This window comes from Lentzea sp. NBC_00516 (assembly GCF_036346835.1).
GTDB classification, from domain to species: Bacteria; Actinomycetota; Actinomycetes; order Mycobacteriales; family Pseudonocardiaceae; genus Lentzea; species Lentzea sokolovensis.
The window spans coordinates 5606632-5631386 of the sequence record NZ_CP107840.1 but is presented as its reverse complement, the minus strand read 5'-3'; the positions used below and the strand labels follow the sequence as shown (position 1 = coordinate 5631386).

Annotated in this window: 22 protein-coding genes, 2 tRNA genes and 1 pseudogene; 8 read left to right on the top strand and 17 right to left on the bottom strand. The window is 68.2% G+C overall.

Features of this window, described 5'->3' with window-relative positions; translation table 11 throughout:
- Nucleotides 1-18 precede the first annotated feature (18 nt).
- On the bottom strand, nt 19-870 hold the full coding sequence (locus OG205_RS24945; protein ID WP_330270501.1) for a helix-turn-helix domain-containing protein: 852 nt from the start codon (nt 868-870) through the stop codon (nt 19-21).
- Between the two features lie 111 nt (nt 871-981).
- Here OG205_RS24945 and OG205_RS24940 point away from each other — a divergent pair, with 111 nt between their 5' ends.
- Nucleotides 982-1329, top strand: a complete 348-nt coding sequence (locus OG205_RS24940) for a VOC family protein (RefSeq protein ID WP_330270500.1) — start codon at nt 982-984, stop codon at nt 1327-1329.
- Nucleotides 1241-1666 (top strand): annotated as a pseudogene (locus OG205_RS24935) (SRPBCC family protein); the annotation flags it as partial. The gene OG205_RS24940 and the pseudogene OG205_RS24935, both read left to right, overlap by 89 nt.
- Here OG205_RS24935 and OG205_RS24930 read toward each other — a convergent pair.
- The gene (locus OG205_RS24930) at nt 1609-3189 is read right to left on the bottom strand and encodes a flavin-containing monooxygenase (protein WP_330270499.1); all 1581 of its coding nucleotides are present in this window, start codon (nt 3187-3189) and stop codon (nt 1609-1611) included. The pseudogene OG205_RS24935 and the gene OG205_RS24930 overlap by 58 nt on opposite strands.
- 97 nt (nt 3190-3286) lie before the next feature.
- On the opposite strand from OG205_RS24930, the gene OG205_RS24925 reads away from it, so the two are divergent.
- Nucleotides 3287-3916 (top strand): TetR/AcrR family transcriptional regulator, encoded by a 630-nt coding sequence (locus OG205_RS24925; RefSeq protein ID WP_330270498.1) that lies wholly within the window; start codon nt 3287-3289, stop codon nt 3914-3916.
- Here OG205_RS24925 and OG205_RS24920 read toward each other — a convergent pair.
- From OG205_RS24920 to OG205_RS24910, 3 genes are all read right to left on the bottom strand, one after another.
- On the bottom strand, nt 3913-5103 hold the full coding sequence (locus OG205_RS24920; protein ID WP_330270497.1) for an amidohydrolase: 1191 nt from the start codon (nt 5101-5103) through the stop codon (nt 3913-3915). The two genes, OG205_RS24925 and OG205_RS24920, sit on opposite strands and share 4 nt — an antisense overlap.
- A gap of 85 nt (nt 5104-5188) precedes the next feature.
- Nucleotides 5189-5971 (bottom strand): hypothetical protein, encoded by a 783-nt coding sequence (locus tag OG205_RS24915; RefSeq protein WP_330270496.1) that lies wholly within the window; start codon nt 5969-5971, stop codon nt 5189-5191.
- A 190-nt stretch (nt 5972-6161) separates the two neighbouring features.
- The gene (locus OG205_RS24910; protein ID WP_330270495.1) at nt 6162-6599 is read right to left on the bottom strand and encodes a MarR family winged helix-turn-helix transcriptional regulator; all 438 of its coding nucleotides are present in this window, start codon (nt 6597-6599) and stop codon (nt 6162-6164) included.
- A gap of 55 nt (nt 6600-6654) precedes the next feature.
- Between OG205_RS24910 and OG205_RS24905 the strand changes: the two genes are divergently transcribed.
- Nucleotides 6655-7236 (top strand): TIGR03086 family metal-binding protein, encoded by a 582-nt coding sequence (locus OG205_RS24905; RefSeq protein WP_330270494.1) that lies wholly within the window; start codon nt 6655-6657, stop codon nt 7234-7236.
- 6 nt (nt 7237-7242) lie between these two features.
- Here OG205_RS24905 and OG205_RS24900 read toward each other — a convergent pair whose 3' ends face one another.
- The 5 genes from OG205_RS24900 to OG205_RS24880 form a co-directional block, all read right to left on the bottom strand.
- Nucleotides 7243-7989, bottom strand: a complete 747-nt coding sequence (locus tag OG205_RS24900) for a class I SAM-dependent methyltransferase (RefSeq protein WP_330270493.1) — start codon at nt 7987-7989, stop codon at nt 7243-7245.
- 72 nt (nt 7990-8061) lie between these two features.
- Nucleotides 8062-9729, bottom strand: a complete 1668-nt coding sequence (locus tag OG205_RS24895; protein ID WP_330270492.1) for a cellulose binding domain-containing protein — start codon at nt 9727-9729, stop codon at nt 8062-8064.
- A complete protein-coding gene (locus tag OG205_RS24890; RefSeq protein ID WP_330270491.1) occupies nt 9729-11972 on the bottom strand; it encodes a cellulose binding domain-containing protein in 2244 nt (747 codons plus the stop codon). The genes OG205_RS24895 and OG205_RS24890 overlap by 1 nt, the downstream gene beginning before the upstream one ends.
- 275 nt (nt 11973-12247) lie before the next feature.
- Nucleotides 12248-12868 (bottom strand): hypothetical protein, encoded by a 621-nt coding sequence (locus OG205_RS24885; protein ID WP_330270490.1) that lies wholly within the window; start codon nt 12866-12868, stop codon nt 12248-12250.
- A 526-nt stretch (nt 12869-13394) separates the two neighbouring features.
- A tRNA-Lys gene (locus OG205_RS24880) sits at nt 13395-13468 on the bottom strand.
- Between the two features lie 284 nt (nt 13469-13752).
- Here OG205_RS24880 and OG205_RS24875 point away from each other — a divergent pair.
- Nucleotides 13753-14886, top strand: a complete 1134-nt coding sequence (locus OG205_RS24875; RefSeq protein WP_330278217.1) for a L,D-transpeptidase — start codon at nt 13753-13755, stop codon at nt 14884-14886.
- 4 nt (nt 14887-14890) lie between these two features.
- On the opposite strand, the gene OG205_RS24870 is transcribed toward OG205_RS24875, so the two are convergent.
- From OG205_RS24870 to orn, 3 genes are all read right to left on the bottom strand, one after another.
- Nucleotides 14891-16516: an ABC-F family ATP-binding cassette domain-containing protein gene (locus OG205_RS24870; RefSeq protein ID WP_330270489.1), complete on the bottom strand. Its 1626-nt coding sequence runs from the start codon at nt 16514-16516 to the stop codon at nt 14891-14893.
- A 128-nt stretch (nt 16517-16644) separates the two neighbouring features.
- A tRNA-His gene (locus OG205_RS24865) sits at nt 16645-16717 on the bottom strand.
- A 65-nt stretch (nt 16718-16782) separates the two neighbouring features.
- Nucleotides 16783-17388 carry an oligoribonuclease gene (orn, locus tag OG205_RS24860; protein WP_093599053.1) on the bottom strand — a complete coding sequence of 202 codons (606 nt, stop codon included), beginning with the start codon at nt 17386-17388 and terminating at the stop codon, nt 16783-16785.
- Nucleotides 17389-17460: 72 nt separating this feature from the next.
- On the opposite strand from orn, the gene OG205_RS24855 reads away from it, so the two are divergent.
- The gene (locus tag OG205_RS24855) at nt 17461-18981 is read left to right on the top strand and encodes a helicase HerA-like domain-containing protein (RefSeq protein ID WP_330270488.1); all 1521 of its coding nucleotides are present in this window, start codon (nt 17461-17463) and stop codon (nt 18979-18981) included.
- On the opposite strand, the gene OG205_RS24850 is transcribed toward OG205_RS24855, so the two are convergent.
- Complete coding sequence (locus tag OG205_RS24850) at nt 18913-20178, bottom strand: MFS transporter (RefSeq protein ID WP_330270487.1); 1266 nt, start codon at nt 20176-20178, stop codon at nt 18913-18915. The two genes, OG205_RS24855 and OG205_RS24850, sit on opposite strands and share 69 nt — an antisense overlap.
- A 71-nt stretch (nt 20179-20249) precedes the next feature.
- Here OG205_RS24850 and OG205_RS24845 point away from each other — a divergent pair, with 71 nt between their 5' ends.
- Nucleotides 20250-21185 carry a GlxA family transcriptional regulator gene (locus OG205_RS24845; RefSeq protein WP_330270486.1) on the top strand — a complete coding sequence of 312 codons (936 nt, stop codon included), beginning with the start codon at nt 20250-20252 and terminating at the stop codon, nt 21183-21185.
- Here OG205_RS24845 and OG205_RS24840 read toward each other — a convergent pair.
- The 3 genes from OG205_RS24840 to OG205_RS24830 form a co-directional block, all read right to left on the bottom strand.
- Nucleotides 21164-22708, bottom strand: coding sequence for a PH domain-containing protein (locus OG205_RS24840; RefSeq protein WP_330270485.1), 1545 nt, complete (start codon nt 22706-22708; stop codon nt 21164-21166). The genes OG205_RS24845 and OG205_RS24840 overlap by 22 nt on opposite strands.
- Nucleotides 22705-23187, bottom strand: coding sequence for a PH domain-containing protein (locus OG205_RS24835; RefSeq protein ID WP_330278216.1), 483 nt, complete (start codon nt 23185-23187; stop codon nt 22705-22707). The genes OG205_RS24840 and OG205_RS24835 overlap by 4 nt, the downstream gene beginning before the upstream one ends.
- Nucleotides 23188-23312: 125 nt before the next feature.
- Nucleotides 23313-23447, bottom strand: a complete 135-nt coding sequence (locus OG205_RS24830) for a hypothetical protein (protein ID WP_330270484.1) — start codon at nt 23445-23447, stop codon at nt 23313-23315.
- A 28-nt stretch (nt 23448-23475) separates the two neighbouring features.
- Here OG205_RS24830 and OG205_RS24825 point away from each other — a divergent pair, with 28 nt between their 5' ends.
- Nucleotides 23476-24714: a helix-turn-helix domain-containing protein gene (locus OG205_RS24825; protein WP_330270483.1), complete on the top strand. Its 1239-nt coding sequence runs from the start codon at nt 23476-23478 to the stop codon at nt 24712-24714.
- The last annotated feature ends 41 nt before the right edge of the window (nt 24715-24755 follow it).

The window sequence follows — 24755 nt, the reverse complement described above, 5'->3', positions numbered from 1 at the left end:
TAACAAGTACTAACTTATTCACACCAACAATTCGTGCGCATTTGTAGGACTTGCGCCCGCGCATTCCTTTGTCTGGCTTGATGTTCGATTTGCCCCGAGAAGTCTGCGCAGGGCGGTTGGCGTGTGTCCGAGGTGTTCGCGCACTGTGCGGCACAGGTGCGCCTGGTCGGCGAACCCGAGGTCGGCGGCGAGCGCGGCGAGGCTGGGTTCCCCTTCCTCCAGGCGATCCAGCGCGCGGGAGACGCGCATCCCGTTGCGGTAGCGGGTCAGCGACACCCCGAGTTCACGGGTGAAAGCGCGGCTCAGGCGATACGGCGAGACGTCGAGAAGATCGGCTAACGGAATCAGTCCGGACGCTGCCGGGTGGTCGTCGCCGATCACACCACGAGCCTTCGCCACCAACGCGCCGTCGCCGCTGCCGCCCGGAGTGGGAGTGGTGACGACCTGCTGGACGGCGTGCGCCACCAGTCCCACCAGTTCCTCGGCCCCGTCGTCACGCGCGGCCAGCAGCAGTCGCCGATGGGCCAGATCGAGCCTGCCGTCCACGTACAGCGACGATCCGGCGAGCAGCGGCGCCTCACCGGCCAATGAGCGCCACAGGTCGGGCCGCAGGCTGATCGACGTGCACACGTCTCCGCCTGCGGGATGGGAGAAGTGCTCCTCCTCGCCGGGTAAGCCGAGATAGCCGACCGTGCGATCCAGATCGGTGCACACGCCCCGGACCCGCCGCCGGAAACCGCCACTGCGCACGAGCACGAGCCGCACGTCCGCGCGCGGCTGCTCGGCCGACCAGCCGCGGTGGTCGTCGCGGCAGTCCACCGCGGACACGCTGAACTCCGGGCGGGCCGCGAGAGCGATGAAGGAGAGCACCCCTTCAGGCTAGGGACGGGGTCTGACAATTTTTCGCGCGCAAGGATGTTCAAGACCGGAGAGGCGGTCGCGGAGCAGGCTGGTGCCCGTCGATCCAGAAGGAGAACGAACATGCCCGCCCAGCTCACCACGATCGTCCTCGACTGCGCAGACCCCGGCTCGCTGGCCGAGTTCTACCGCGCCGTCACCGGGTGGAAGATCACCTCCAGCGACGACGATTCCGTCTACCTGGGCGAGAACGGCGTCCAGCTCGCGTTCGTCCGCGTGCCGGACTACCAGCCCCCGGCCTGGCCAGGCTCGGACAAGCAGGCGCACCTGGACTTCCACGTCGAGGACGTCGAGCTCACCGTCAAGCAGCTGCTCGAACTCGGTGCCACCAAACCGGATTTCCAGCCCGGTGAGGGCCAGTGGACCGTGCTCGCGGACCCGCAGGGCCACCTGCTCTGCCTGGCAGCGTGATCACGTGGCCTCCATCGTCCTGGAAGTCGTGGTCGAGTCCGATGCCGACGACGTGTGGAAGGTGATCGGCGAGTTCGCCACCGGCCCGTCGCGGATGGCGCCGGGGTTCGTCGTGGACACCCAGTCCGAAGCCGACGTCCGCACCGTCACGTTCGCCGACGGCACCGTGGTCACGGAGCGGAGGATCGGCGTCGACGACCAGGCGCGCCGGATCGCCTACTCGATCGTCGGCGGCTCCGTGGAACCGGTCCACGACAACGCGTCCATGCAGGTCTTCCCCTACGACGAACGGCGTTGCCGGCTGGTGTGGACGCGCGACGTGCTGCCCGACCGGCTGGCCGCGCCCATGGCCGACTCGATGTCGCGCGGACTGGAGGCCATCAAGCGGACGTTCGAGAAGTCGTAGTGCGACACCGGAAAACTCCTCGCCGCACGGTGTGCGCTCACCGTGGAGGTCGGTCGTAGCAGCGTGGCTTCACCGTGCTGGTTGAAGTAGTAGCTGTGCGCGGTGGAGCACTGGCCGAGGGAGAACACCGAGTTCTGCGTGACCTTGGCGCGCATGCGTTCGAGGAACTCGTCGTTGGCCCGTTGCGAGATCTCGAAGACCGACGAACCACGGGAGCGCATCGCCGTGAACAGCCGTCGCATGTGCGTCATCTGGCACTCGATCGTCGTGAAGTACGAGAGTCCGCTGTAGGAGTAGGGACTGTTGAGCGACAGGTAGTTGGGGAACCCAGGCACCGTCACGCCTTCGTAGGCCTGGAACCGGTTCTGCCGCCACCACGCGCCGAGGTCCTTGCCGTCACGCCCGATCACCTCGAACGCCGGGAAGTTGGTGTCCCACAGGTTGAATCCCGTTGCCAGCACGAGAACATCGATCTCGGTGCGGCCATCCGCCGTCACGACACCGTTGGCGTCGATCCGTTCGATCGCCGACGTCTCCAGCCGCACGTGCGGTCGCGTGAACGTGCGGAAGTAGTCGTTGGAGAACGTGGGCCGCTTGCAGCCGAACGAGTAGTCCGGCGTGAGCTTGCGACGTAGTTCCGGATCACGGACCTGGCGGTGCAGGTGCGTCCGGCACCACCGCTCCGCCAGCCGGTTCACCACCCGCAACTGCTTGTAGCGCACCACTCCCGAGATCATCATCAGTTCCAGGACCGAACTGCCCACCCACCGCACGGCCCGTTGTGCGAACGGCAGCCGCGCGAACAACTTCCTGACCGGCGACGGGATCGGGTAGTCGGGCTTCGGGCTGACCCAGATCGGCGTGCGCTGGAAGACGGTCAGCGCGGACGCCTGCTTCGCCAGTTCGGGGATCAGTTGCACAGCGGTGGCACCGGTGCCGATCACCGCCACCCGCTTGCCGGTCAGGTCGGCGGGCTCCCAGGCGGCGGTGTGGATCACCTTGCCCTGGAACGACTCGACGCCCGCGATGTCCGGCGTCCTCGGCATCGACAGGAACCCCGTGGCGGTCACGAGATACCGCGCGGTGAAGGTCTCCTCGCCGGCGACGACCTCCCAGTGGTCGTCCCGCCAGCGTGCGCCGGTCACCGTCACGCCGAAGCGCATCAAGGGCCGCAACCCGTACTTGGTGGCCACGTGCTCGGCGTACCGCTTGAGTTCGGAACCCGGCGCGAACAGCCGTGACCAGTGCGGATTCGGCTCGAACGAGTAGGAGTAGGTCGAGGAAGGGATGTCGACGGCCAGTCCCGGATACCGGTTCACGTGCCAGGTGCCGCCGAGGTCGTCCTCCCGCTCCAGGATCAGCAGGCCGTGCAGCCCGAGCCGCTTGAGCTCGATCGCCGCGCCCATGCCGCCGAACCCGGCGCCGACGATGACTGCGTCGTACTGCGGGGCCATCCCGACCTCCTGCTGAAACGGAATCGCATGTCAGTTTCGGAACCGTATGTCAGTTCCGAGGTGATCGCAAGACTCCGCAGGTCATAGACTCAGCCGCATGACGTCCAGTGCCGAGCCCGTCAGCCGCGCCGAGCGCAAGAAGCAGGAGCTGCGCCGCGAGATCATCGACGCGGCCTTCGACTGCTTCGCCGAACGCGGCTACCACGCCACCGGAATCGCCGACGTGGCCACGCGCCTGGGCATCGGGCACGGCACGTTCTACCGCTACTTCCAGAACAAGCGGGACATCGTCGACCACGTCGTCGACGACCTCGTCGGCCGCGTCACCGGCGCCCTGACGGCCGAGAACGCGCCGGACGCGGTGTCGACGCTGGCCGAGTACCGCGAGCAGTCCGCGCGCATCGGCGAGTCGCTGGGCCGCATCTTCGGCGAGGACCCCCGAGTGCCGCGCCTGCTGCTGTTCGAGGCGCCCGGCATCGACCGCGCCATGGCCGAACGGATCCTCGACCTGTTCGACCTGGCCGCCGCGCTCACGTCCGCGTATCTCTCACACGGCGTGGAACTGGGCTACTTGCGCGCAGACCTCGACGTCGAGAACACCGCCAGGGCCATCAACGGCATGATCCTCGGCACCGCGATCTCGTCGTTGCGCACGCCGGAAGCGCAAGCGGCGCAAAGCGAAGCGCTGCGACGCGTGATGTACGACGGCATCGCGGCAAGGGCCTAGCCGAGCCACGTCCGCGCGGCGACGACCAGCGCGTCGACTCCGGTGGTCAGCGTCGGCTCGATGTCCGGCGCGTACTCGGGGGAGTGGTTCATCGCGACCGGCTGACCGGGCTCGCGGGTGCTGAAGTCCGTGCCGCCGAGGAACCAGAACACCGTCGGAATCCCCGCGGCCGTACCGAAAACGCCGACGTCCTCGCTGGCGTTGACCACCGCGCCGGGGATCAGGTTCTGCTTGCCGAAGTGTTCGGCGAGCGCGGCCATGGTCGTCGTGGTCGCGTCCGGATCGGACACGAGCACGGGAGTGCCGTCGTACCAGTCGAACTCGGGCTCGCACGGTGCTCCGGACGCGACGGCCTCGGCGCGCGCGATCCGTTCGACGGCGGCACGGACGATGCCGCGGATGTGCTCGTTGAAGGTCCGGATGTTGACGCCGATCTCGGCAGTCTCCGGGATGACGTTCTCCTTGGTGCCGGCCTGCAGCCGCCCGACCGTGACGACGGCACGTTCGGACGGTGCGATCTCGCGCGCGACGATGCCTTGCAACCGCACCACGACATGCGCGGCCATCAGCACCGGATCCACGGCGGTCTCCGGCGCCGAACCGTGGCCACCGCGCCCGAACAACGTGACCCGCACCGAGTCGGACGCCGCCATCAGCGGCCCGCTGCCGTACGCGATCATCCCGGCGGGCAAAGGGCTGACGTGTTGCGCCAACACGACCACCGGCTTGCCGAACCGTTCGAACAGCCCGTCGGCGACCATGTCCCGCGCGCCACTGCCCAGTTCCTCGGCGGGCTGGAACACCACGAGCAGCGTCCCCGCCCACTCCTCACGAGTCCGCGCCAACCGCTCGGCCGCCCCGATCAGGCACGTGGCGTGCATGTCGTGCCCGCACGCGTGCGCCACCGGCACGTCTTCGCCGTTCGCGTTCGACGCGCGAACCGTTGACGCGTACGGCAGACCGGTCTTCTCCTCGACGGGCAACGCGTCGATGTCCGCCCTGAGCATCACGATCGGGCCGTCGCCGTTGCGCAGCACGCCCACCACGCCGGTGCCGCCCACCTCGGTGGTGACGTCGAAACCCAGCGGCCGCAAGGCATCGGCGAGCACACCTGCCGTGCGGAACTCGTGCAGCGACAGTTCGGGGTTGCTGTGCAGATCGCGGTAGAGCTCGTGCAGGTCGGTCATCACCAGATCCTGACCACTGCGGGCAGACATTGCAAAAGGGCCCCGCCCGGCGAACCGGTCGGGGCCCTTCCTCACAGCAGGTCGATCAGCCGATCAGGCGCGTGCCGCCCCAGCCCCAGCCGCGAACAGTGCCGTAGTAGCCACTTTCCTCGCCGGCCTCGACCCAGGCGAACTCCACCAGGTTGCCGTTGGTCCCGATGACCGTGAAGTGGTCGACGTCGCCACCCGCGATCAGCCGGACACCGCTGAAGCTGCCCCCGATCGAGGGGTACTCCGTCAGGCCGCTCTGCTCGTTGACCCAGTAGGAGACGGAGTGGTTCGCGTCACCCTTGACCTCGATGAAGAGGAACGGGTCGAGACCCGTGATGCTGCGCGTCGCACCCCAGCCCCAGCCGCGAACGACCTTGCTCAGGCCGTTGGAGCCGTCGATCGTCCAGTAGGCGAGCTCGCCCTGGTTGTTGACCTCGATGAACTGACCCAGGCTCGTGCCCGTGATCAGGCGAGCGTTGTTCCAGCCCCAGCCGATGACGGCTTCGGAGTACCAGGTGCCGTTCCACGACCACTTGGACAGGCGGCCGTCGTTCTTGACCTCGAGGAAGGTCTGCTCGTCGAGGGTCGTGATGGCACGCGTGCCACTCCAGCCCCAGCCGCGGACCTGCTTGGCGTAGCTCTCGCCGGAGCGCGACCAGTGGACGAGCTCGTTGGCGGCGTTGATCTCGAGGAAGGACTGCCCGTTGGTCGTGAGCGTGGTCGCGCCACGGTCACGCGGAAGGCCCTTGCCCGAGAGTGAGTTCTTGTCCCCCTGCGCCACGCTCGGAGCGGCCGCGACGACGGTGACCATCGCCGCGATACCGAGCACAGCTGCCATTACACGCTTGAATCGCATGATTCGACTGCCCCCATGACAATCAGTCGTTGTTTGTCGCCGCCCATCCTGGCGGTTGTTAGCGCAGGTCACAACCTATTTGTGCGCTATGTGAAACACCTGCGACACAGAGAACGATGGAGGAGGTGCGCGGAATTCCGCGCTCTTCGTGCCGCACGTGTGCGGACTTTCCTCAGTCCTGGCCGAGCTTCGGCAGCGCGTCGACGAGCACGGCCAGCGAGCGCAGCAACGCCTCCCGGTCCGCGGCGGTCAACTGGGCGAGCAGACGTTCCTCACCGCGTTGGATCTCGGCCTGCGCCGCGGCGTGCCGGCGACGGCCCTCCTCGGTGATCGTGACGAGTCGAGCGCGCCGGTCCGCCGGGTCGCGGGTGCGTTCCAGCAGGCCGTCGTTCTCCAGCTCGTCGAGGACGCCGATGATCCGGCTCTTGTCCGCGCCGATGAACTCCGCGAGCGCTACCTGGGTGCGCACCGGCTGGCCTTCGAGGGTGTCGAGCACGACGTAGCCCCACATGCTCAGCCCGTGCGCGCGCAGCACCGGCTGCTCGGCGGCGACCAGCGCTCGTTGCAACGGCGCGATCATCGCCGCCAGGTCACGTCGCCGGCCATCCACGAACAGGATGATAGCGACCTTGCGTAAATAGTAAGCACCTGCCTATCGTAGGCACATGCTTATTGATGAACTACTGGCTCTGCATCGCACGGCGGTGCGGACCAGCGTCGAGATCGTGTCCCAGGTGTCCGCTGACGACTTGGGAAAGCCCACGCCGTGTTCCGAGTGGACACTCGCCGAACTCCTCTCTCACATGACCACCCAGCACCACGGGTTCGCCGCCGCGGCCAGAGGTAACGGCGGGGATCTCGCGGCCTGGGAGGTCTCCGTCAGTTCGCGGCCCGTCGCCGACTACGCCGAAGCCGCGGAGGACGTGCTCGCCGCCTTCGCGGAACCCGAAGTGCCGCAACGGGAATTCGAGCTGCCGGAGTTCGGGGCACGGTTCCCGGCGATGCAGGCGATCGGCTTCCACCTGATCGACTACGTGGTGCACGGCTGGGACGTCGCGCGTTCGCTGGGGCTCGACTACCGCCTGGCTCCGGAACTGGCCGAGCCCGCGTTGCGGATCGCGTTGGCGGTGCCGGACGGCGAGAGCAGGCTGAAGCCTGGCGCGCCTTTCGCGCCCGCGCTCGCCGCGGACGACGAAGATCCGCTGAACCGCGTTCTGACCGCCCTGGGGCGCTCCCCGAAGTGGTGAGGTCCTTCAGGTACGCGACACGATGAGGCGGAACCCTGCGTCCCACTCGTCTAGGTCGAGCAGGTCGCGGTGGCGCTCGTGCCATCGGCCGCTGCCGAGGTCGGCGTGCAATTGCCGGACACCCCGATCGACGGAGCCGCGATCGGTCTGGGCGAGCGCGGAACAGGCGCGGCGGACGCGCGGATCGAGGTAGGCGGCCGGGCGTCGCCAGTAGGCAGGGAACACGCCGTCGGTGAAGTCCCACGGCAGCGGCAGAACGGTGACGCTGTGGGCACCGAGTTCGTGCGCGATGTCGTCCGCCGAAGGCCGGGTGTGTTCCAGGTCGGCGATCTCCGGCACGTACTCGCGGACGAACCAGAAGTCGGCGTGCCGGCGCGTGTCGTAGGCGAGGACGACCTGAAGTGGTGCGATACGCCGGAGTTCGGCGAGACCGGCGCGCCAGTCGGTCCAGTGGTGGACGGTGAGCACGGCCAGCGCGGCGTCGACGGCGTTGTCGCGGACCGGCAGGGCTTCGGCGACGGCGCGCACGGCCGGACTCGCGCCGGGTGGGCGTTGCCGGATCATCTCGACGGACGGTTCGAGAGCGAGCACCGTCCGGTCGCGCGGTTCGTAGGAGCCGGTGCCCGCGCCAACGTCGGCGATCGTTCGAGCGGTGCCGAGCACGGCGAGGATCTTGGCCATCCAGCGCGGATCGGTGCGCCGTCCCCACGAGTACCCGGTGCCGATCTCGTCGTACAGATCCGTTCCGCCCATGTGTCCCCCCGGCTTTCGAGAGTAACGAAAGTGGCCCGGCGGTCGTCGGGACCGCCGGGCCACTCAAGGCGGTTACGGGGTGACCTGAGCGTTGGTCAGACCCTTCACCGCCCCCGTCACGGTGTTCGACGCGTAGACGACGTTGGGCATCGCCGTGCACTTCGACACCGAGGTGATGTTGATGGCGTACTGACCGACGCCGCCGAGGTCGGAACGGTTGTTGCGCCAGACGTTGCCGCAGCCGTTGGGCAGGCTCGGGGTGGTGCTGGTGTTGTGCGTCTCGTAGCCGTTGGCGAAGGTGCCGGGGCTGCGGAACGTGCCGGTGTTGTCCTCGATGAGGTATCCGATGCCCTTGACGTCGATCCAGGAGTCGGCCGAGTTCTGGCCGCTGATGCCCTGACCGTCGAAGGTGTTGCCGCGGATGATCCCCTCGTAGGTGCCCTCCTTGACGTCGATCGGCTCGGCCGCGATGTTCGGGCCGATCCTGTTGTCGAGCACCTGGACGCGGTCGCTGCGGTCGATGCCGCCGTTGTTGCCGTGGCACGCCCAGTTGGAGTTGGCGGAACCGAGGTACACGCCTTCGCCGTAGCCGGGCTGGACCAGGCCGGTGTCGGTGATGGTGGAGCCGCGGATGATGCCGTCGGCCGAGGAACGGCGGAAGTGGACGGCTTCCTCGTCGACGTGGTGCACGGAGACCGAGTCGATCGTGGTGTGGTGGGAGTTGTCGAGGACGATGCCCTTCTTCGACTCCTGCACCGTGAACCCGGTGAGGTTCCAGTACGGGGAGCCGAAGACCCACAGGCCGTAGCCGGAGTCCCAGCCCGCGGTGGGCGCGGGGCAGGACGGGGCCTCGCCGGTGGGGCCGTCGTTGATGAGGACGGCGTCCCGCGGGCCGCTCAGGGTGATGGGCTGGGACGCGGTGCCCGCGCGTCCGTTGACGACGAACGAGCCGCGGTAGGTGCCCGCCGCGAGCTTGATGGTCTGGCCCGCGGTGGCCGCGGCCAGTGCCGCCTGGAGCTGTGCCGCCGTGGAGACGTCGACCGTGGTGCCGCCGCCGGTGCCCGGACTGGTCGTGGCGCTGACCGCCGTGCTCGCCGCCGACGTGTTGCCCGCCGCGTCCTTGGCGCGCACCGAGAACGAGTACGCGGTGGCGGGGGACAGGCCGGTGATCGTGGCCGACGTGCCGGTGACGGTCGCGTTGACCGCGTTGCCGAGCAGTACCTCGTAACCGGTGACGCCGACGTTGTCCGTGGACGCCGTCCACGCCAGCGACACCGAACCGGACGTCACGCCCGTGGACCGCAGACCCGTCGGCACGGTGGGCGCCTGCGTGTCGGTGGGCGGAGTACCGCCGCCACACGCCACGCCGTTGATCGTGCAGTTCGTGGGCAGGCTGCCGCCGGAGGCGTTGAAGCCGAACGTCGTGCCGGCGCCCGGTTTGACGGCGCCGTTGAAGCTCGCGTTGGTGAACTTGTGGTGCTGGCCCGTGGACGTGCGGACGGAGCTCCAGGAACTGGTGATCGTGGTGCCGGACGGCAGGTCGAACTCGATCGTCCACGACGTGCTCGCGGCGTCACCGGAGTTGGTGATCGTCACGTCCGCGCCGTAGCCGCCGTTCCACACGGACGTCTGGGTGACCGCCGCCTTCAGCACGGGTGCCGCGGCCTGCGCGGACCCACCGCTCAGCAGCGCCGCGACCGTTGCCGTCACCGCGGCGAGCGCGAGTGCTCGTGTGCTCATCAGTTGCCTCCGCAGGACTTGCCGTTGACGGTGCAGCCGGTGGGAAGACCGGCACCCGAGGCATTGAAGCCGAACTTCGTGGTGGCGCCTGGTTTGACGGCGCCGTTGAAGCTCGCGTTGGTGAACTTGTGGTGCTGGCCCGTCGACGTCCGCACGGAGCTCCAGGAACTGCTGACCGTGGTGCCCGCCGGCAGATCGAACTCGACCGTCCACGACGTCGTCGCCGTGGCGCAGCCGTTGGTGATCGTCACGTCGGCGCCGTAGCCGCCGTTCCACACCGAGGTCTGGGTGACCTTGGCGGTGACGCACGAACCCGCAGGCGGCGTGGTCGTCGTGGTGGTGGTTGTCGTCGTAGTGGTCGTCGTCGTGGACGTGGTGGTGCTGGTCGGAGGGGTGCCGTTGACCGAGCTCAGGAACAGCGACGCCGCCGAGTCGGTCTTCGTGGCGTCGACGCCGTGGCCGCCGGTGAAGTCGCGCTGCTCGTTGGTGGCCCAGTCGGTGATGGGCGTGCCGCCGATGTCCAGGTGCTGGTAGGCCGTGCCGTTCCAGCCGAACTGGTAGACCCGCGAGTGGTCGGCGTAGAAGTCGTTGAACGGCCCGCCGGTCGCGGTCTGCTTGGTCATCGTGTTGTTGAAGAAGACGTTGCGGGGACCGGACGCGCCGGACCACTTCACGGCCTTCTTGCCGGCGCCCCACCAGATCGGGAACCAGTTGGAGTTGTCGGGACCGCCGCCGCCCTCCTCACCGCAGTTGGCGCGGCAGTTGGCCGAGCGGTGCGCGTAGGGCACCCGGACGGTGTTCAGCTCGAACAGGTTGTTGCGCTCCCAGCCGCCGTGCAGGTTCAGGTCGGAGTCGAAGTCGTTGCCGATCACGACGTTGCCCGAGGCGGACCATTGGAACGTGAAGTGGCGCAGGTTGCGGGAGGTGTTGCCGGTGTACAGCGAGTCCCACACGCGCGAGCCGCGGAAGTAACCGTTGCCGCCCTTGCCCTTGTTCCACGAGCCGTCGAGTTCGTTGTTCACGATCTGGAGGTTCTTGGCCTCCTCGGTGACGATCGGGTGCGAGCCCGTCATCTCCGCCCTGATGCCGCGCACCCAGGAGTTGGCCGCCCACTTGAAGACGATGCCGTGCATCTCGGCGGCGGGCGCCATGTTGCCGTAGTTGTTGATCGCGTCGGCCTGGTCGAGACCGGGCATCGCCTGCGTGAAGCCGAAGTCCTCGAAGCCGACGCCCTCGACGGGGTCGACGAGCGGGGACACCTTCGAGTCGTACGGCGTTCCGTCGATCGGCGCCGAACCGTCCGAAGTGGAGTTGACCGGAACGTCGTACTCGAGCGGCTTGTCCAGCGTCACGGTGTTGCCCGAGACCGAGGTGACGGTGAAGATCTGCTGACGCATGTGCATGTTCAGCATCGGGAACCCGGCGCCGGTCGCCTGCTGCTGCTCGTAGAACTTGACCGAGTTCGCGGCACGGACGTTCACGAACATGCCAGCCTTGATCCTGCTCGCCGACTGCAGCGTGATCGTGCGGTCACCGGTCCTGGCCGCGGCGGCCACCTTCGCGCCGACCTTCCAGTGCACGTTCACCGTGCCCTCGAAGATGTCCTTGCGGTTCTCCGGCGCCGCCGCGTGGTCGCTCGCGTAGCTCGGGTCGACACCGCGCGACTGGACCCGGAACAGGCCGCGGCCCGGCCACAGCCAGCCGCCCTTGCCCGCACCGGACGTCATGCCGTCCTCGTCCCAGTCGGAGCCGTCCGGGGTGAGGGCGTCGTAGAGGGTGTTCGCGTCCGGCCGGAACGTGATCTTCGTGGCGTCCTTGCCCGCCCCGCGAAGAATCAGGTAGTCCGCGTCCACGTGCAGTTCGCGCGACACGGCCAGCTCACCGGCCGGCAGCGTGATCAGACTCAGCTTCGCGTAGCTCGCCGACGGCGAACAGGTCGTCTTGATCGAATCGATCGCTGATTGCAGACCGGCGGAATCGTCCAGACCGTCATTCGGCTTCACGGCGAACTGGCTCGCCAATTCGGCCGCGGTGATCTGGCACGCCTCACCGGGATTGACCTCGTTCGCGCCGGGGAGGTTCTGACCGCCCCGATAACCGGCCTTGCTCCAGTCGTACAGCCCGCTCACGGGCGCCCGGCGATTGCCGGCCGAGGTGTCCAGCCCGGTGAGCGCGCCCGCACCGGGAGCCGCGCCCGCGGCGTTGACCAGCACGGCGACGCCCGCCGCGGCGAGAGTGCCCACGATGCCGAGCGTGGCGGCTCGTCGCAGACTTTGACTTCGGGACACGCATGCCTCCAGGGAACAGTTCGACCACGTGTGTGGGGCGGCTCACATCGTGGAGTCGAATTGTGAATAGTTCCTGAGGAGTCGTCAATGATTCGCGGCTAATTCGCGACAATGTTCGAGCATGTGAAAAGTCAGATATGTGAATTAGGGAAATGGCACCGTTTGCAGAAGTCGGTTGCGTCTGCTCGTGGGCAAGATCATGACGCGCGCATGTCTCACCGTCGGCCGCCCTATCCGCACGCCGCCAATACAAGGCAGAGCAGTTCGCCCTCGTCGTCGACGATCTCGTAGCCGGTGACGTACTCCGAGTCGTGCACGGGGAAGACGAAGGCGTTGGCGCCGGTCTCCCGGTCCACCACGACGTTCGTCCAGTTGTCCCCGCGATGGCGTGGCCCTTTGGCCAGGATGCCGTCCCGTGCGTCACGGATGAACGAGGACGCGTCGTCCACGTGCGGGAGCGAACGACGCATGGCCTCTTCGCCCCACAGGACGGCGAAGTCCTCGATCAGGTGCACGTCGTGGTAGCCCGCGACGTCCCAGTTCGCCTCCTCGATCCGACAGGGCTCGGCCAGCGGGATCACGACCATGGTGACGGTATGCCAGAACGCCTCGGGGTCCTCGTCTTCCGGGGGAAAGGCGCAGGTTCCCGCATACACCGGGTGAGTACCCGACGGGAGCTGGTGACTGAACCCTCCTTCAGTGAGCCACGGGGTCTCCCAGGTGATCGGACCGTCCACCACGACGAGATCACCGGAGTGGTCGAACCACGTGGGCCTGACCACCTTGGAGTACGCCGGTGGAGCGGGCGCGTACTTGTCGGCCAGACGCCACAGCAGTTCTTCCACCTTCACGGGTCGTGTCCTCCCAGTCGTTCGCCATCCGTTGCGTCCGGCTCTCGCGCAGCAAGCGGTCGTCGTCCTCGCCTAAGCAATGAATCAAAGCTCCGAGGTTGAATATATAAGACCGACAATTCATTTCGGGTACCAAGGTCATGTGAGACGAATATTTCCATCCTGTCATCCGAGAGGCTGTCCGGCCTGAATTGGTCGATGTCGTCCGGAACGTCGTTGACGACCCATTGGTGCCGAGCAGTAATCCGGCGCTCGTGGTCCGGGATCGCGCACAAGCCCAGCGTGCGCACACCACCGTGTCGAACGAGGCATCGTCGAACGGCAGGGCGTACGCGGTGCACTGATGCGCCAGGCGACGGCTGCGCTCGCGGGCTCACCTGGCGCACGGTTTTACTACGACCGCCAACGCGCCCGAGGACTCCTCGGACTCGCAAACCATGATCGACAACGGCGAAACGGAGAATGACGATGAGTCTGGAAACACAGAGAAGCAGGTAGAGACGAATCTCTACCTGCTTCTCTGGAGTACGCCGCCAGGGACTCGAACCCCGGACCCGCTGATTAAGAGTCAGCTGCTCTAACCAACTGAGCTAGCGGCGCTTGTTTGTGTGCCGGAGGCTTGCTCGTTCCGACGGGAAGAACGTTAGCACAGCGCCTCCGCGCGCTCCCAATCGGCTGGTCAGCACCGGTTTGGGGTGCATCGGCCACGTAACGATCCGGCCACTTGCGCAACTTCGGTGCACCCCCTGTCGTCACCTAATCGGGGGACGCCAAAACGACTTCGTGCAGGCAGTCTCGGGAGCGGCGACAAGCAGATCGGAAGTACGTCGATGGGGATGTGGGGCAGGCGCGGTCGTGGGGTCGTCGCAGCGGGTGTCGCTGTGATGCTGATCGCAGGCTGTTCAGGGGGCGGCGACAGCGGGACAGGCGGTGCCGGCGGGGAGTCGAGCGCTGCTCCTCCTCCGCCGAAGCCCGTCACGCTGACACTGGCGCTGAACGACGGTGCGGCGGACGTGTCGCCCGGTCTGCCGGTCATCGCGACCGCGGCGGACGGGAAGCTGACCGACGTCAAGCTGACGAACCCCGACGGCAAGGTCGTCGAGGGCAAGATGAACCCCGAGTCGACGCAGTGGACGAACACCGAGCCGCTCGGGTACTCGAAGACGTACAAGCTGTCCGCCACGGCGACCGGCGAGGACGGCAAGCCGCAGACCAAGGAGTCGTCCTTCACCACGGTGAAGCCGCGCACGCTCACGTACGTGTCGACGAACCCGCAGGACGGCACCACCATCGGTGTCGGCCAGCCGCTGGCCTTCTACTTCGACGAACCGGTGGCCGACAAGGTCGCGGCCGAGAAGATGCTGGAGATCACCACCGAGCCCAAGGTCGAGGGCGCCTTCTACTGGTTCAACAAGAAGGAGGTGCACTGGCGTCCGGAGAAGTTCTGGAAGTCGGGCACCAAGATCACGATGAACATCAAGGTCTACGGCAAGCACATCGGTGACGGCATCTACGGCCAGGAAGACCGCACGATCACCACGACCGTGGGCGACGAGGTCATCTACGAGGCCGACGGTCAGTCGCACCAGGTCAACGTCAAGGTCAACGGCAACGTCGTGCGCACCATGCCGACCTCGATGGGCAACGCGGCCAACACCACCCCCCACGGCACGTACGTGCTGATGGAGAAGCACGACCACATGATCATGGACTCGACCACGTACGGTCTCGCGCTGGAGAACGGCGGCTACAAGACGCCGGTCGACTGGGCCTACCGCATGTCCAACAGCGGCATCTTCTTCCACAGCGCGCCGTGGTCCATCGGCGACCAGGGCAACCGCAACGTCAGTCACGGCTGCCTCAACCTGTCGCCGGAGAACGCCAAGTGGGTCATCGACAACAGCAAGCAGGGCGACGTCGTCGTCGTCACCAACTCCGGCGGCCCGCCCCTGGAGTCGTGGGACGGCTTCGGCGACTGGCAGGTGCCGTGGGCCCAGTGGGTCCAGGGCAACCGCTAACCACTCAGGAGACCGTCACCTGGCCGCCCGACACGGCCAGGTGACGGTTCACCTGCACCGCTTCCAGCATCCGCCGGTCGTGCGTCACCAGCAGCAACGTGCCGGGGTAGTTCTCCAGCGCCGACTCCAGCTGCTCGATCGCGGCCAGGTCGAGGTGGTTCGTCGGCTCGTCCAGCACCAGCAGGTTCACCCCGCGGCCCTGCAGCAACGCCAGCGCCGCCCGCGTCCGCTCACCCGGTGACAGCGACGCCGCCGGACGCTTCACGTGCACCGCCTTCAGCCCGAACTTCGCCAGCAACGTGCGCACGTCGGCCGGGTTCATCTCCGGCACGGCCTCCTCGAACGCTTCCACCAGCGGCAGGTCGCCGAGGAACAGCCCGCGCGCCTGGTCCACCTCGCCGACCACGACGCCGGAGCCCAGCGTCGCGTAGCCCGAGGTCAGCTCGACCCGGCCGAGCAGCGCGCCCAGCAGCGTCGACTTGCCCGCGCCGTTCGCGCCGGTGATGGCGACCCGGTCCGCCCAGTCGATCTGCAGGTCCACCGGGCCGAGCCGGAAGCCGCCGCGTTCGACCACCGCTGCCCGCAGGGACGCCACGATGGCACCGGAACGCGGGGCCGCGGCGATCTCCATCCGCAGCTCCCACTCCTTGCGGGGCTCCTCGACGACGTCCAGGCGTTCGATCATGCGGTCGGTCTGGCGGGCCTTCGAGGCCTGCTTCTCGGTGGCGTCGGCGCGGAACTTGCGGGCGTTCTTGTCGTTGTCCGTCGCCTTGCGCCGGGCGTTCTTCACGCCCTTGTCCATCCACGCGCGCTGCATGCGCCCGCGGGCTTCCAGCGAGGCCTTGGTGTCCGCGAACTCCTCGTAGTCGTCACGGGCGTGCTGACGGGCCCGTGCGCGTTCTTCGAGGTACGACTCGTAGCCGCCGCCGTACAGGCGCACGGAGTTCTGGTGCAGGTCGAGCTCCAGCACGCTGGTGACCGTGCGGGCCAGGAACTCGCGGTCGTGCGAGACCACCACGGTTCCGGCGCGCAGGCCCGTGACGAACTTCTCCAGCCGCTCCAGGCCGTCGAGGTCCAGGTCGTTGGTCGGCTCGTCCAGCAGGAAGATGTCGTAGCGGCTCAGCAGCAACGACGCCATGCCCGCGCGGGCTGCCTGGCCGCCGGACAGCGAGGTCATCAACGCGTCGAGGCCCACGGTCAGGCCGAGGTCCGACACGACCTCCAGGGACCGTTCCTCCAGGTCGGCGCCGCCCAGGGCGAGCCACTGGTCCAGCGCCTCCGAGTAGCCCTCGTCGTTGCCGGCGGTCAACGCCTCGGTGGCCACGTCCAAGGCCTTTTGCGCGTCCGCGACGCCCGTCCGCCTGGCCAGGAAGTCCCGCACGGTCTCGCCTTCACGGCGTTCGGGCTCCTGCGACAGGTGCCCGACGTTGGCCGCGGGCGGGCTCAGCGACACGCGGCCCTGCTCGGGCGGGATCAGGCCGGCGAGCGTCCGCAGCAGCGTCGACTTGCCCGCGCCGTTCACGCCGACGAGCCCGATGACGTCGCCGGGAGCGACCACCAGGTCCAGCTCGGAGAACAGGACGCGGTCACCGTGACCCGCGGCGAGATCCTTGGCAACCAGGGTGGTCACAGCGCGCTCCGATGGCTGGGGGTCCGCGGGGCTTGCCCCCGGCGCGGGGTCTGGGGGCTCGGCCCCCAGGAAACACAACGAAGCCGGACTATGTTCGCGCTTTCTGCGAACATAGTCCGGCTTATCCGGGTGAGTGACGGGACTTGAACCCGCGACACCTGGGATCACAACCCAGTGCTCTACCGGCTGAGCTACACCCACCATTGCCAGTCGTTGACCGGCGAGGAAAGCATAGCAACGAGAGCTACCGATATTGAAATCGGGGGTCAGTCGGCGTTCTTCAGCAGGTCAGCGGCCACGGCCTGGGCCTGCTCCGACGACGGACCGGGCTGCGGCACGAACGCCGTCCGCCGGTAGTACGCGAGCTCCCGGATCGACTCGACGATGTCGGCGAGCGCCCGGTGCGCGAGGCCCTTGCCCGGCTGCGCGTAGTAGATGCGCGGGTACCAGCGCCTGCACAGCTCCTTGATCGACGACACGTCGACCATGCGGTAGTGCAGGTGGGCGTCCAGCGCCGGCATGTCGCGGGCGATGAAGCCGCGGTCGGTGGCGATGGAGTTGCCGGCCAGGGGAGCGGTCCGCGGGTCGGGGACCCACTCCTTGATGTAGGCCAGCACGGCGGCCTCTGCCTCTTCCATCGAGACGGCGGACGCGCGCACCTCCTCGGTCAGGCCCGACTTGGCATGCATCTCCATGACGACGTCCGGCATCGAGGCGAGCACGTCGTCATCCGCGTGGATCACAATGTCCACGCCGTCGCCGAGCACGTTGAGCTCGGCGTCCGTGACCAGTGCCGCGATCTCGATCAGAGCGTCCTTGCCCAAGTCGAGTCCGGTCATCTCGCAGTCGATCCACACCAGACGATCCATCACGCCGGAAACATTACTGCGCGAGCGCTCAACTTCGAGTGGCGGCGTGCAGCAACCTGATTACGCTCCTCCTGCATGACGGCCCAAGCTGAGATCGCTGCTGGATACGCGTCCGAGGGCGCGGCCATCGAACTCGGCGCCGTGCTGGTCGACGGCACCGTGGAGCCGACCGCGCACGTCCGCATCCCGCTGGCCATGGTCAACCGCCACGGACTCGTCGCGGGCGCGACGGGAACCGGCAAGACGAAGACGCTCCAGTTGCTCGCCGAACAGCTGTCCAACAACGGCGTTCCCGTGCTGATGGCGGACGTGAAGGGCGACTTGTCCGGTCTGTCGCAGCAGGGCGGCGTCAGTGACAGGACCACGGCCCGCGCCCAGGACACCGGCGACGACTGGCAGCCGCAGTCGTACCCGACGCAGTTCCTGTCGATCGGCACCGGCGGTCTCGGGGTGCCGCTGCGGGCGACGGTCACGAGCTTCGGGCCGATCCTGTTGTCGAAGGTGCTGGGCCTGAACGACACCCAGGAGTCGACGCTCGGCCTGATCTTCCACTGGGCGGACTCGAAAGGCCTCCCGCTGCTCGACACCAAGGACCTGCGCAGTGTCATCCAGCACCTCACCGGCGACGAGGGCAAGGCCGACCTCAAGGGCATCGGCGGCGTCTCGAGTTCCACGGCGGGCGTGATCCTGCGGGCGCTGGTCAACCTGGAGGCGCAGGGCGGCGACAGGTTCTTCGGCGAACCGGAGCTCGACCCGGCCGACCTGATGCGGCAGCGCGACGGCAAAGGTGTCGTCAGCCTGCTCGAACTCGCGGAACTGCAAGGCAATCCGGCGCTGTTCTCCACGTTCCTGATGTGGCTGCTGGCGGAGCTGTTCGAGACGCTGCCAGAGGAAGGCGACGTCGAGAAGCCCAAGCTCGTCTTCTTCTTCGACGAGGCGCACCTGCTGTTCTCCAACGCCTCCAAGGCGTTCCTCGACCAGATCACCCAGACCGTGAAGCTCATCCGGTCCAAGGGGATCGGCGTCTTCTTCTGCACGCAGCTGCCGACCGACATCCCGAACGACGTGCTGTCGCAGCTCGGCGCGCGCGTCCAGCACGCACTGCGCGCGTTCACGCCCGATGACCAGAAGGCGTTGGCGCGCACGGTGAAGACGTACCCGACGACGCCGCACTACGACCTGGAGAAGGCGCTCACGTCGCTCGGCATCGGCGAGGCGATCATCACCGTGCTCAGCGAGAAGGGCGCGCCGACCCCGGTCGCGTGGACTCGCCTGCGGGCGCCGCGCTCCTTGATGGACACCATCGGCAACGACGCGATCAAGCAGGCTTCCCAGGCGTCGGAACTGCACGGCAAGTACTCGGAGACGATCGACCGCGAGTCCGCCTACGAGCAGTTGATGCAGAAGGTCGCGCCCCCGCAGGAAGAACAGCGGGAACGATCCCCGGAACCTCCTCGTCAGGAGAAGGAGGAACCGGGGATGGTCGAGAAGGTGCTGGGCAACAGCGCCGTGAAGTCGTTCCTGCGGTCAGCCGGCAGTGCCCTGGCGCGCGAGATCACGCGAGGTCTGTTCGGGACTTCGCGCAAGCGACGCTGACAGCACGGCCGCGCCGATGCAGAGGGCGCCCGCGACGTACCAGGCCAGGTCGTAACTGCCCAGGTGGTCGCGGGTGAGCCCGGCCGCGGACGCCGCGACGGCCGCGCCGAGCTGGTGCGACGCGAACACCCAGCCGAACACGACGGGCCCGGACATGCCGAAGTACTGGCGGCACAACGCCACGGTCGGCGGCACGGTCGCGACCCAGTCCAGGCCGTAGAAGATGATGAACACCAGCATCGACGGGTGCGCGGACGCGCCGAACAGCTGGGGCAGCAGCATCAGCGAGAGGCCGCGCAGCGCGTAGTAGCCCGCCAGCAGCAGCCGCGAGTCGACGCGGTCGGTCAGCCAGCCGGACGCGATCGTGCCCACGATGTCGAACACGCCCACCAGCGCCAGCAGCCCGGCGGCGGTCGTCGTCGGCATGCCGTGGTCATGCGCGGCGGGGATGAAGTGCGTGCCCACCAGGCCGTTCGTGGACGCTCCGCAGATCGCGAACCCGCCGGCCAGCAACCAGAACGGCCGGCTCCTGGCAGCGGTGGCCAACGCACCCAGAGCGCGCTTGGCCGCACCACCGGACGGTGGCGGGGGAGTGTCCTCGGTCGCGCCGAGCGGCAACAGCCCGACGTCACGCGGGTACTCGCGCAGGAAGAACGCCGCCAGCGGCACCACGGCCAGCGCGGCGATGCAGATGACCAGCGACGCGTACCGCCAGCCGTAGGACTCGGACAGCCAGGCCACGGTCGGCAGGAACACCAGTTGGCCGGCCGCGCCACCTGCCGTCAGCACGCCCGTGACCAGGCCGCGGTGCTTCACGAACCAGCGTCCGGTGATCGTCGCGACGAACGCCAGCGCCATCGAGCCGGTGCCGAGCCCGACCACGACGCCCCACAGCAGGACGAGCTGCCACGACGCGGTCATGAACACCGTCAGCCCGCTGCCGATCGCGACCAACGTCAACGCGCAGGTCACCACGACCCGCACGCCGAACTTGTCCATCAGCGCGGCCGCGAACGGCGCGGTCAGCCCGAACAGCAACAGGTTGATCGAGATGGCGAGGGAGATCGTGCCGGTCGACCAGCCGAACTCCGCTTGCAACGGCTCGATCAACGCACCTGGCGCCGCGCGGAACGACGCGGCACCGACCAAGGCGATGAAGGACACGCCTGCGACAACCCAGGCCCAATGGAGTCTCACGCCGACAAGGTTCGGTGATGGCGAACCCGTCAACCAGTGGCCCGATGGCCAACATGTGAAAGAATCAGGCCATGCACCGGATCGCTGTCCTCGCGCTCGATCAGTCGGTGGCGTTCGACATCGGCAGCTCGACGCACATGTTCGCCCGGCTCGCGGACCGCTACGAGGTGGTCGTCTGCTCGCCGGACCGCCGCCCCATCCCCACCAGCGGCGGCTTCACCATCGCGCCCGAGCACGGCTTGGAGGTGCTCCAAGACGCGGACACGGTGCTCGTGCCGGGCACCCACTACAAGCCGGCGCGTGAGGGCTGGCTCGAACCCGCGGTCCTGGAGGCGCTGACGACGACGAACGCGCGCCGGATCATGTCGATCTGCACGGGTGCGTTCGTGCTCGCGGCGGCCGGGCTGCTCGACGGCAGGCCCGCCACCACGCACTGGGGCACCACCGACGAGTTCCGCGCGCTCTACCCGAAGGTGCGCCTCAACCCGGACGTGCTGTTCATCGACGACGGCGACATCCTCACGTCGGCGGGCGTCGCCGCGGGCATCGACCTGTGCCTGCACGTCATCAGGTCAGACCACGGCAGCGAGGTCGCGAACTGGATCGCCCGCTACTGCGTCGTCCCGGCGTGGCGGCAGGGCGGCCAGTCCCAGTTCGTCGACCGCCCCGTGCCGAGCTACCCGGACACGTCCACCGCGCTCGCCCGCGAATGGGCCTTGGAGCGCCTCCAAGAACCGCTCGACCTCGCCGCGATGGCCGCGCAGGTGCGGATGAGCGTGCGGACGTTCACCCGCCGCTTCCGCGCCGAGACGGGGATGTCGCCGGGCCAGTGGCTGACGCAGCAGCGCGTCGACCGGGCCCGGCACCTGCTGGAGTCCACCGACCTGCCGGTCGACCAGGTCGCGAACCACGCCGGGTTCGGGACCGGCGCGGCGTTGCGACAGCAGCTCGCCGCATCGATCGGGGTCTCGCCGAGCGCCTACCGTCAGACGTTCCGCTCGGCTTGACCGTCCACAGTGGAGTCCATCAGGAACGGGCGCAACAGGTCCGGCACGGCCTCGTCGGCCAGCGCCAGCCCGTGGGACTCGCCGACGTCCGTGACGCGGTAGACGCCCGCACCCGCCGCGGTCGTCGCGCCGATCGTCACCAGACCGCTGCGGCGCTGGAAGAACGACCGGTGGATGCGCCACCCGATGATTCCGGTGCGCTGCAACGCGACGGTGCTGCGCACGAGAGAGTTGTTGCGCGTAACCAGATAGCGCTCGTCCAGGGCGTTGCCGAGTGAGCGGTAGTTGTCCCAGCCGACCAACGCGGCGAACGGGATGATCGCCACCGGGATCGGCCACGCCCACGCCGGAGCGAAGACCGCGAGGCCCACCGCGATCACGGCCCACGGCATCACGTGCCGGACAATGCTGCGGCGCAACGCGGCGAACGGGTGCTTGCGCAGCCTCAGCGTCGTCGGGTCGTTGCCGACCTTCAGCACGTCCCGCGACACCTGATGTGCCACGGACAGCGGCGCGGGCGGCAGCAGCAGGTTGCTCTCGCCCTTTGAGCCCAGGCCCGTCGTCACCGCGGCGAGCTTCGCGCCCTTGCCGGCGCGCACCAGCAGCGGCTCCTGGATGTCGACGCCGCGAAGACGTTGCTCCTCCACCGAAACCGACCGGGTGGTGAGCAGACCCCGTTGCACGCGCAGGGTTCCGTCCGGCTCGCGGGTCAGCCGGTAGTTCCAGAACTGGAGGATGTAGAGCGGGATCGACAGCACGAGCCCGACCACCACCAGCACGACCAGGAAGACGGCGAACAGCGTGTAGCTCGGGTGTTCGAACAGCCACTCCCACAGGTCCATCACCGGGTGCAGGCCGAGGTCGTCCGCGTAGTTGGACAGCACGCCGAACAGGGCGCCGATCGCGACGAGGCCCGACAGCGACAGCGGCGCGAACTTCAGCCACTTCAGGTCGAGCTGCGAGATGACCTCGGACTCGGGCAGCGGAACCGGTTCCGCGTCCTCGCCCTCCGGAGCCTTGGGCACGACTCCCTTCTGCAGCAACAACAACCGCAGCCGTTCGGCCTCCTGCTGCGTCACGGCGTCCAGCGTGAGGCCGTCCGTGCCGGGGACGTCCTGCTGTCCCGTGCCGATCCGCACCGCCGAGAGCCCGAAGATCCGGTGACCCGGCTTGGAGGTGAGGTCGACCGTCCTGATGCGATCACGCGGCACCGCGAGCTGCTTGCGGGTCAGCAGACCCGTGTGCAGCTCGACCTGGTCGCCGGTGATGCGGTACTTCGTGGTGCGCCAGATGAGATAGCTGAACGCGAGGATCGCCGCGACCGTCGCGCCACTGGCGATGAGCCGCCACTTCTCGCCGTTGCCGGTGAACAACAGCACGAGGATCGGCACCAGCATCGCGATGCCCTCGTTGAGCGGCCGCACGACCAGCATCCGCACGTGCAGGCGGTGCCATTCCTGCAGCGGCTCGGTGAACTCCGGTGCGGCGGGCAGTCCGGCGGGCACCTCGGCGGGGGTGGTCACGTGGCATCACCGGGGGTGGCCTGCGTCGTGTTCGTCAGTTCCACCACGAGCCTCTGCGCGACCTCGTGCTCCAGGCCCTCGATCTCCACGGGACCGGCGGCCGACGCCGTCGTCACCGTGACGGTCGACAGACCGAGCAACTGCTGGAACGGTCCGCGTTTCGTGTCGATCGTCTGGATCCGCGACACCGGCGCGACCCGCCACTCCTGGTTCAGCCAGCCCGAGAGGGTGTAGACGGCGTCCGGCGTGGTCTCCCAGCGGTGGACGCGGTAGCGCCAGCTCGGTTCAACGGCGGTGTGCACGATTCCGACGACGAGCGTGGCGATCAGGAGCGCCAGCTGCCACGTCGGCGGGTTGCCCACCAGCAGGAACACGATCAGCTGGGGCACGAAGAGCACGAGCCAGAACACGGCGGCCTGCATCGTCCACAGCAGGACGGACTTCGGGCTCACCTGGTGACGAGGCGTGCGCAGTTGCAGAGTCACCCCACAAGGGTGCCTCACCGGTACCTGGTGGTGTGGTCAGGTGTGTCAATTGGTGTGTCGGTGGCCGGGGTGGTCCCGCTTGCGAGGGAGGCGGGACCACCCCGGCTCAGACGATCCGATCAGGGACGGGCGCAGTACGGGGGAGTGAAGGCGCTGTCGGGCTCGTCAGCCGAGGCCGCGCCCGAAATCGCCAGCAGCGCCCCCAAACTGAGGATCACGGCCGCGACGGTTCGAGCGATAGTGTTCAACTTCATTAAGGGGCTCCTTCGATAGGTGGCGGCCGTGGATGAGGGCAGGAAGTCGTTGACGAGGTTCGGTGCGCGGTTGCGAGCGGTCCGGCTGCAACGAGGCTTGTCGCAAAAGGACCTCGCGTGCCCCGGCGTCTCGATGAGCTACGTGTCCCGGCTGGAGTCCGGCGAACGGGTGCCGTCCCCCACCGTCGTCCGCAGGCTCGCCGAGGTGCTCGGCGTCGACCCGTCCGAGCTGATGGTCGACGAGGACAGGACCGCGATGCAGGACGAGGCGCTGGCGTGGTGCGAAGCGCTGCTCGCGTACCACGACGGCGACCTCGTGATGGCCGTCGATCTGCTGGAAACGCTGGGAAAGCGGTCCGACGAGGAGATGTTCGGCTGGTGCGTGCGCTGGACGCGCCTGGTGATGCTCGCGCGGCAGCGAGACCACGAGGGCCTGCTGCTGGCGGGGGCGAAGCTGCGCAAGTCGTGGTCTCCCGGTCCGGCGGTGGACGCGCTCGTGGAGATCCTGCGCGCATCCTCGTTGCGGCGCCTCGGCCGGACGGCCGAATCCGTGAAGGCCGCGACCGAGGCCGTCGAACTGTCGAACGGTGACGGCGAACGGGTGCGTCGCGTGCACACGCGCGCGCTCATCTCGTTGTGCGCGGAGCTCACCGCGGCCGGTCGCCTGGCGGACGCCGAACAGGTCGTGGACCAGCTTTCCGCGCGGCTGCCCGAACTCGGCCGCGACCGGCTCGCGATCTCCACGTGGTGGGTGCGCGCCAAGGTCGCGGATCGCCTGGGAGACCGCATGGAGGCCGCGCACTGCATCCGCGAGGCCGTCGCGATGCTGGACGACTTCGACGGCGATCCCGAGTACCGCTGCCGCGTCCGCCTGGCCGGCGCGTCCATCACGCTGCGCACGCCGGGAGCGAACCTCGACGACGTGGTCGCGTTGCTGGACAAGGTGGAGACGACGGTCGCGGCCATGCGCCGCCAGGAGAACCTGCTCGCGCACGCTCGCGCGCTGCGGGCGGAACTGGCGTTGCGCGACGGCGAGGTCGACCGGGCCCGCGAACTCGCTGAGGTCGCGCTCGCGACCGGCCAGCTCGACGCCGAGCAGCAGCTGCGGTGCCACCTGCTGCTCGTGCGGGCGGCGGACGAGGTCGACGCGGACGGCGGCGCCGACGCGCGCACCGCACTCGCCGCCCTGCTGGAACACATCAACCCCGAGGGTGTCGACCCGCTGCTCTGGCGAGACGTGGCACGCATCGCGCTGCGCAAGCACTAGCGCCGAGCGGCGTTGCCTCGTCATGACCGCCCCTCGCTCAT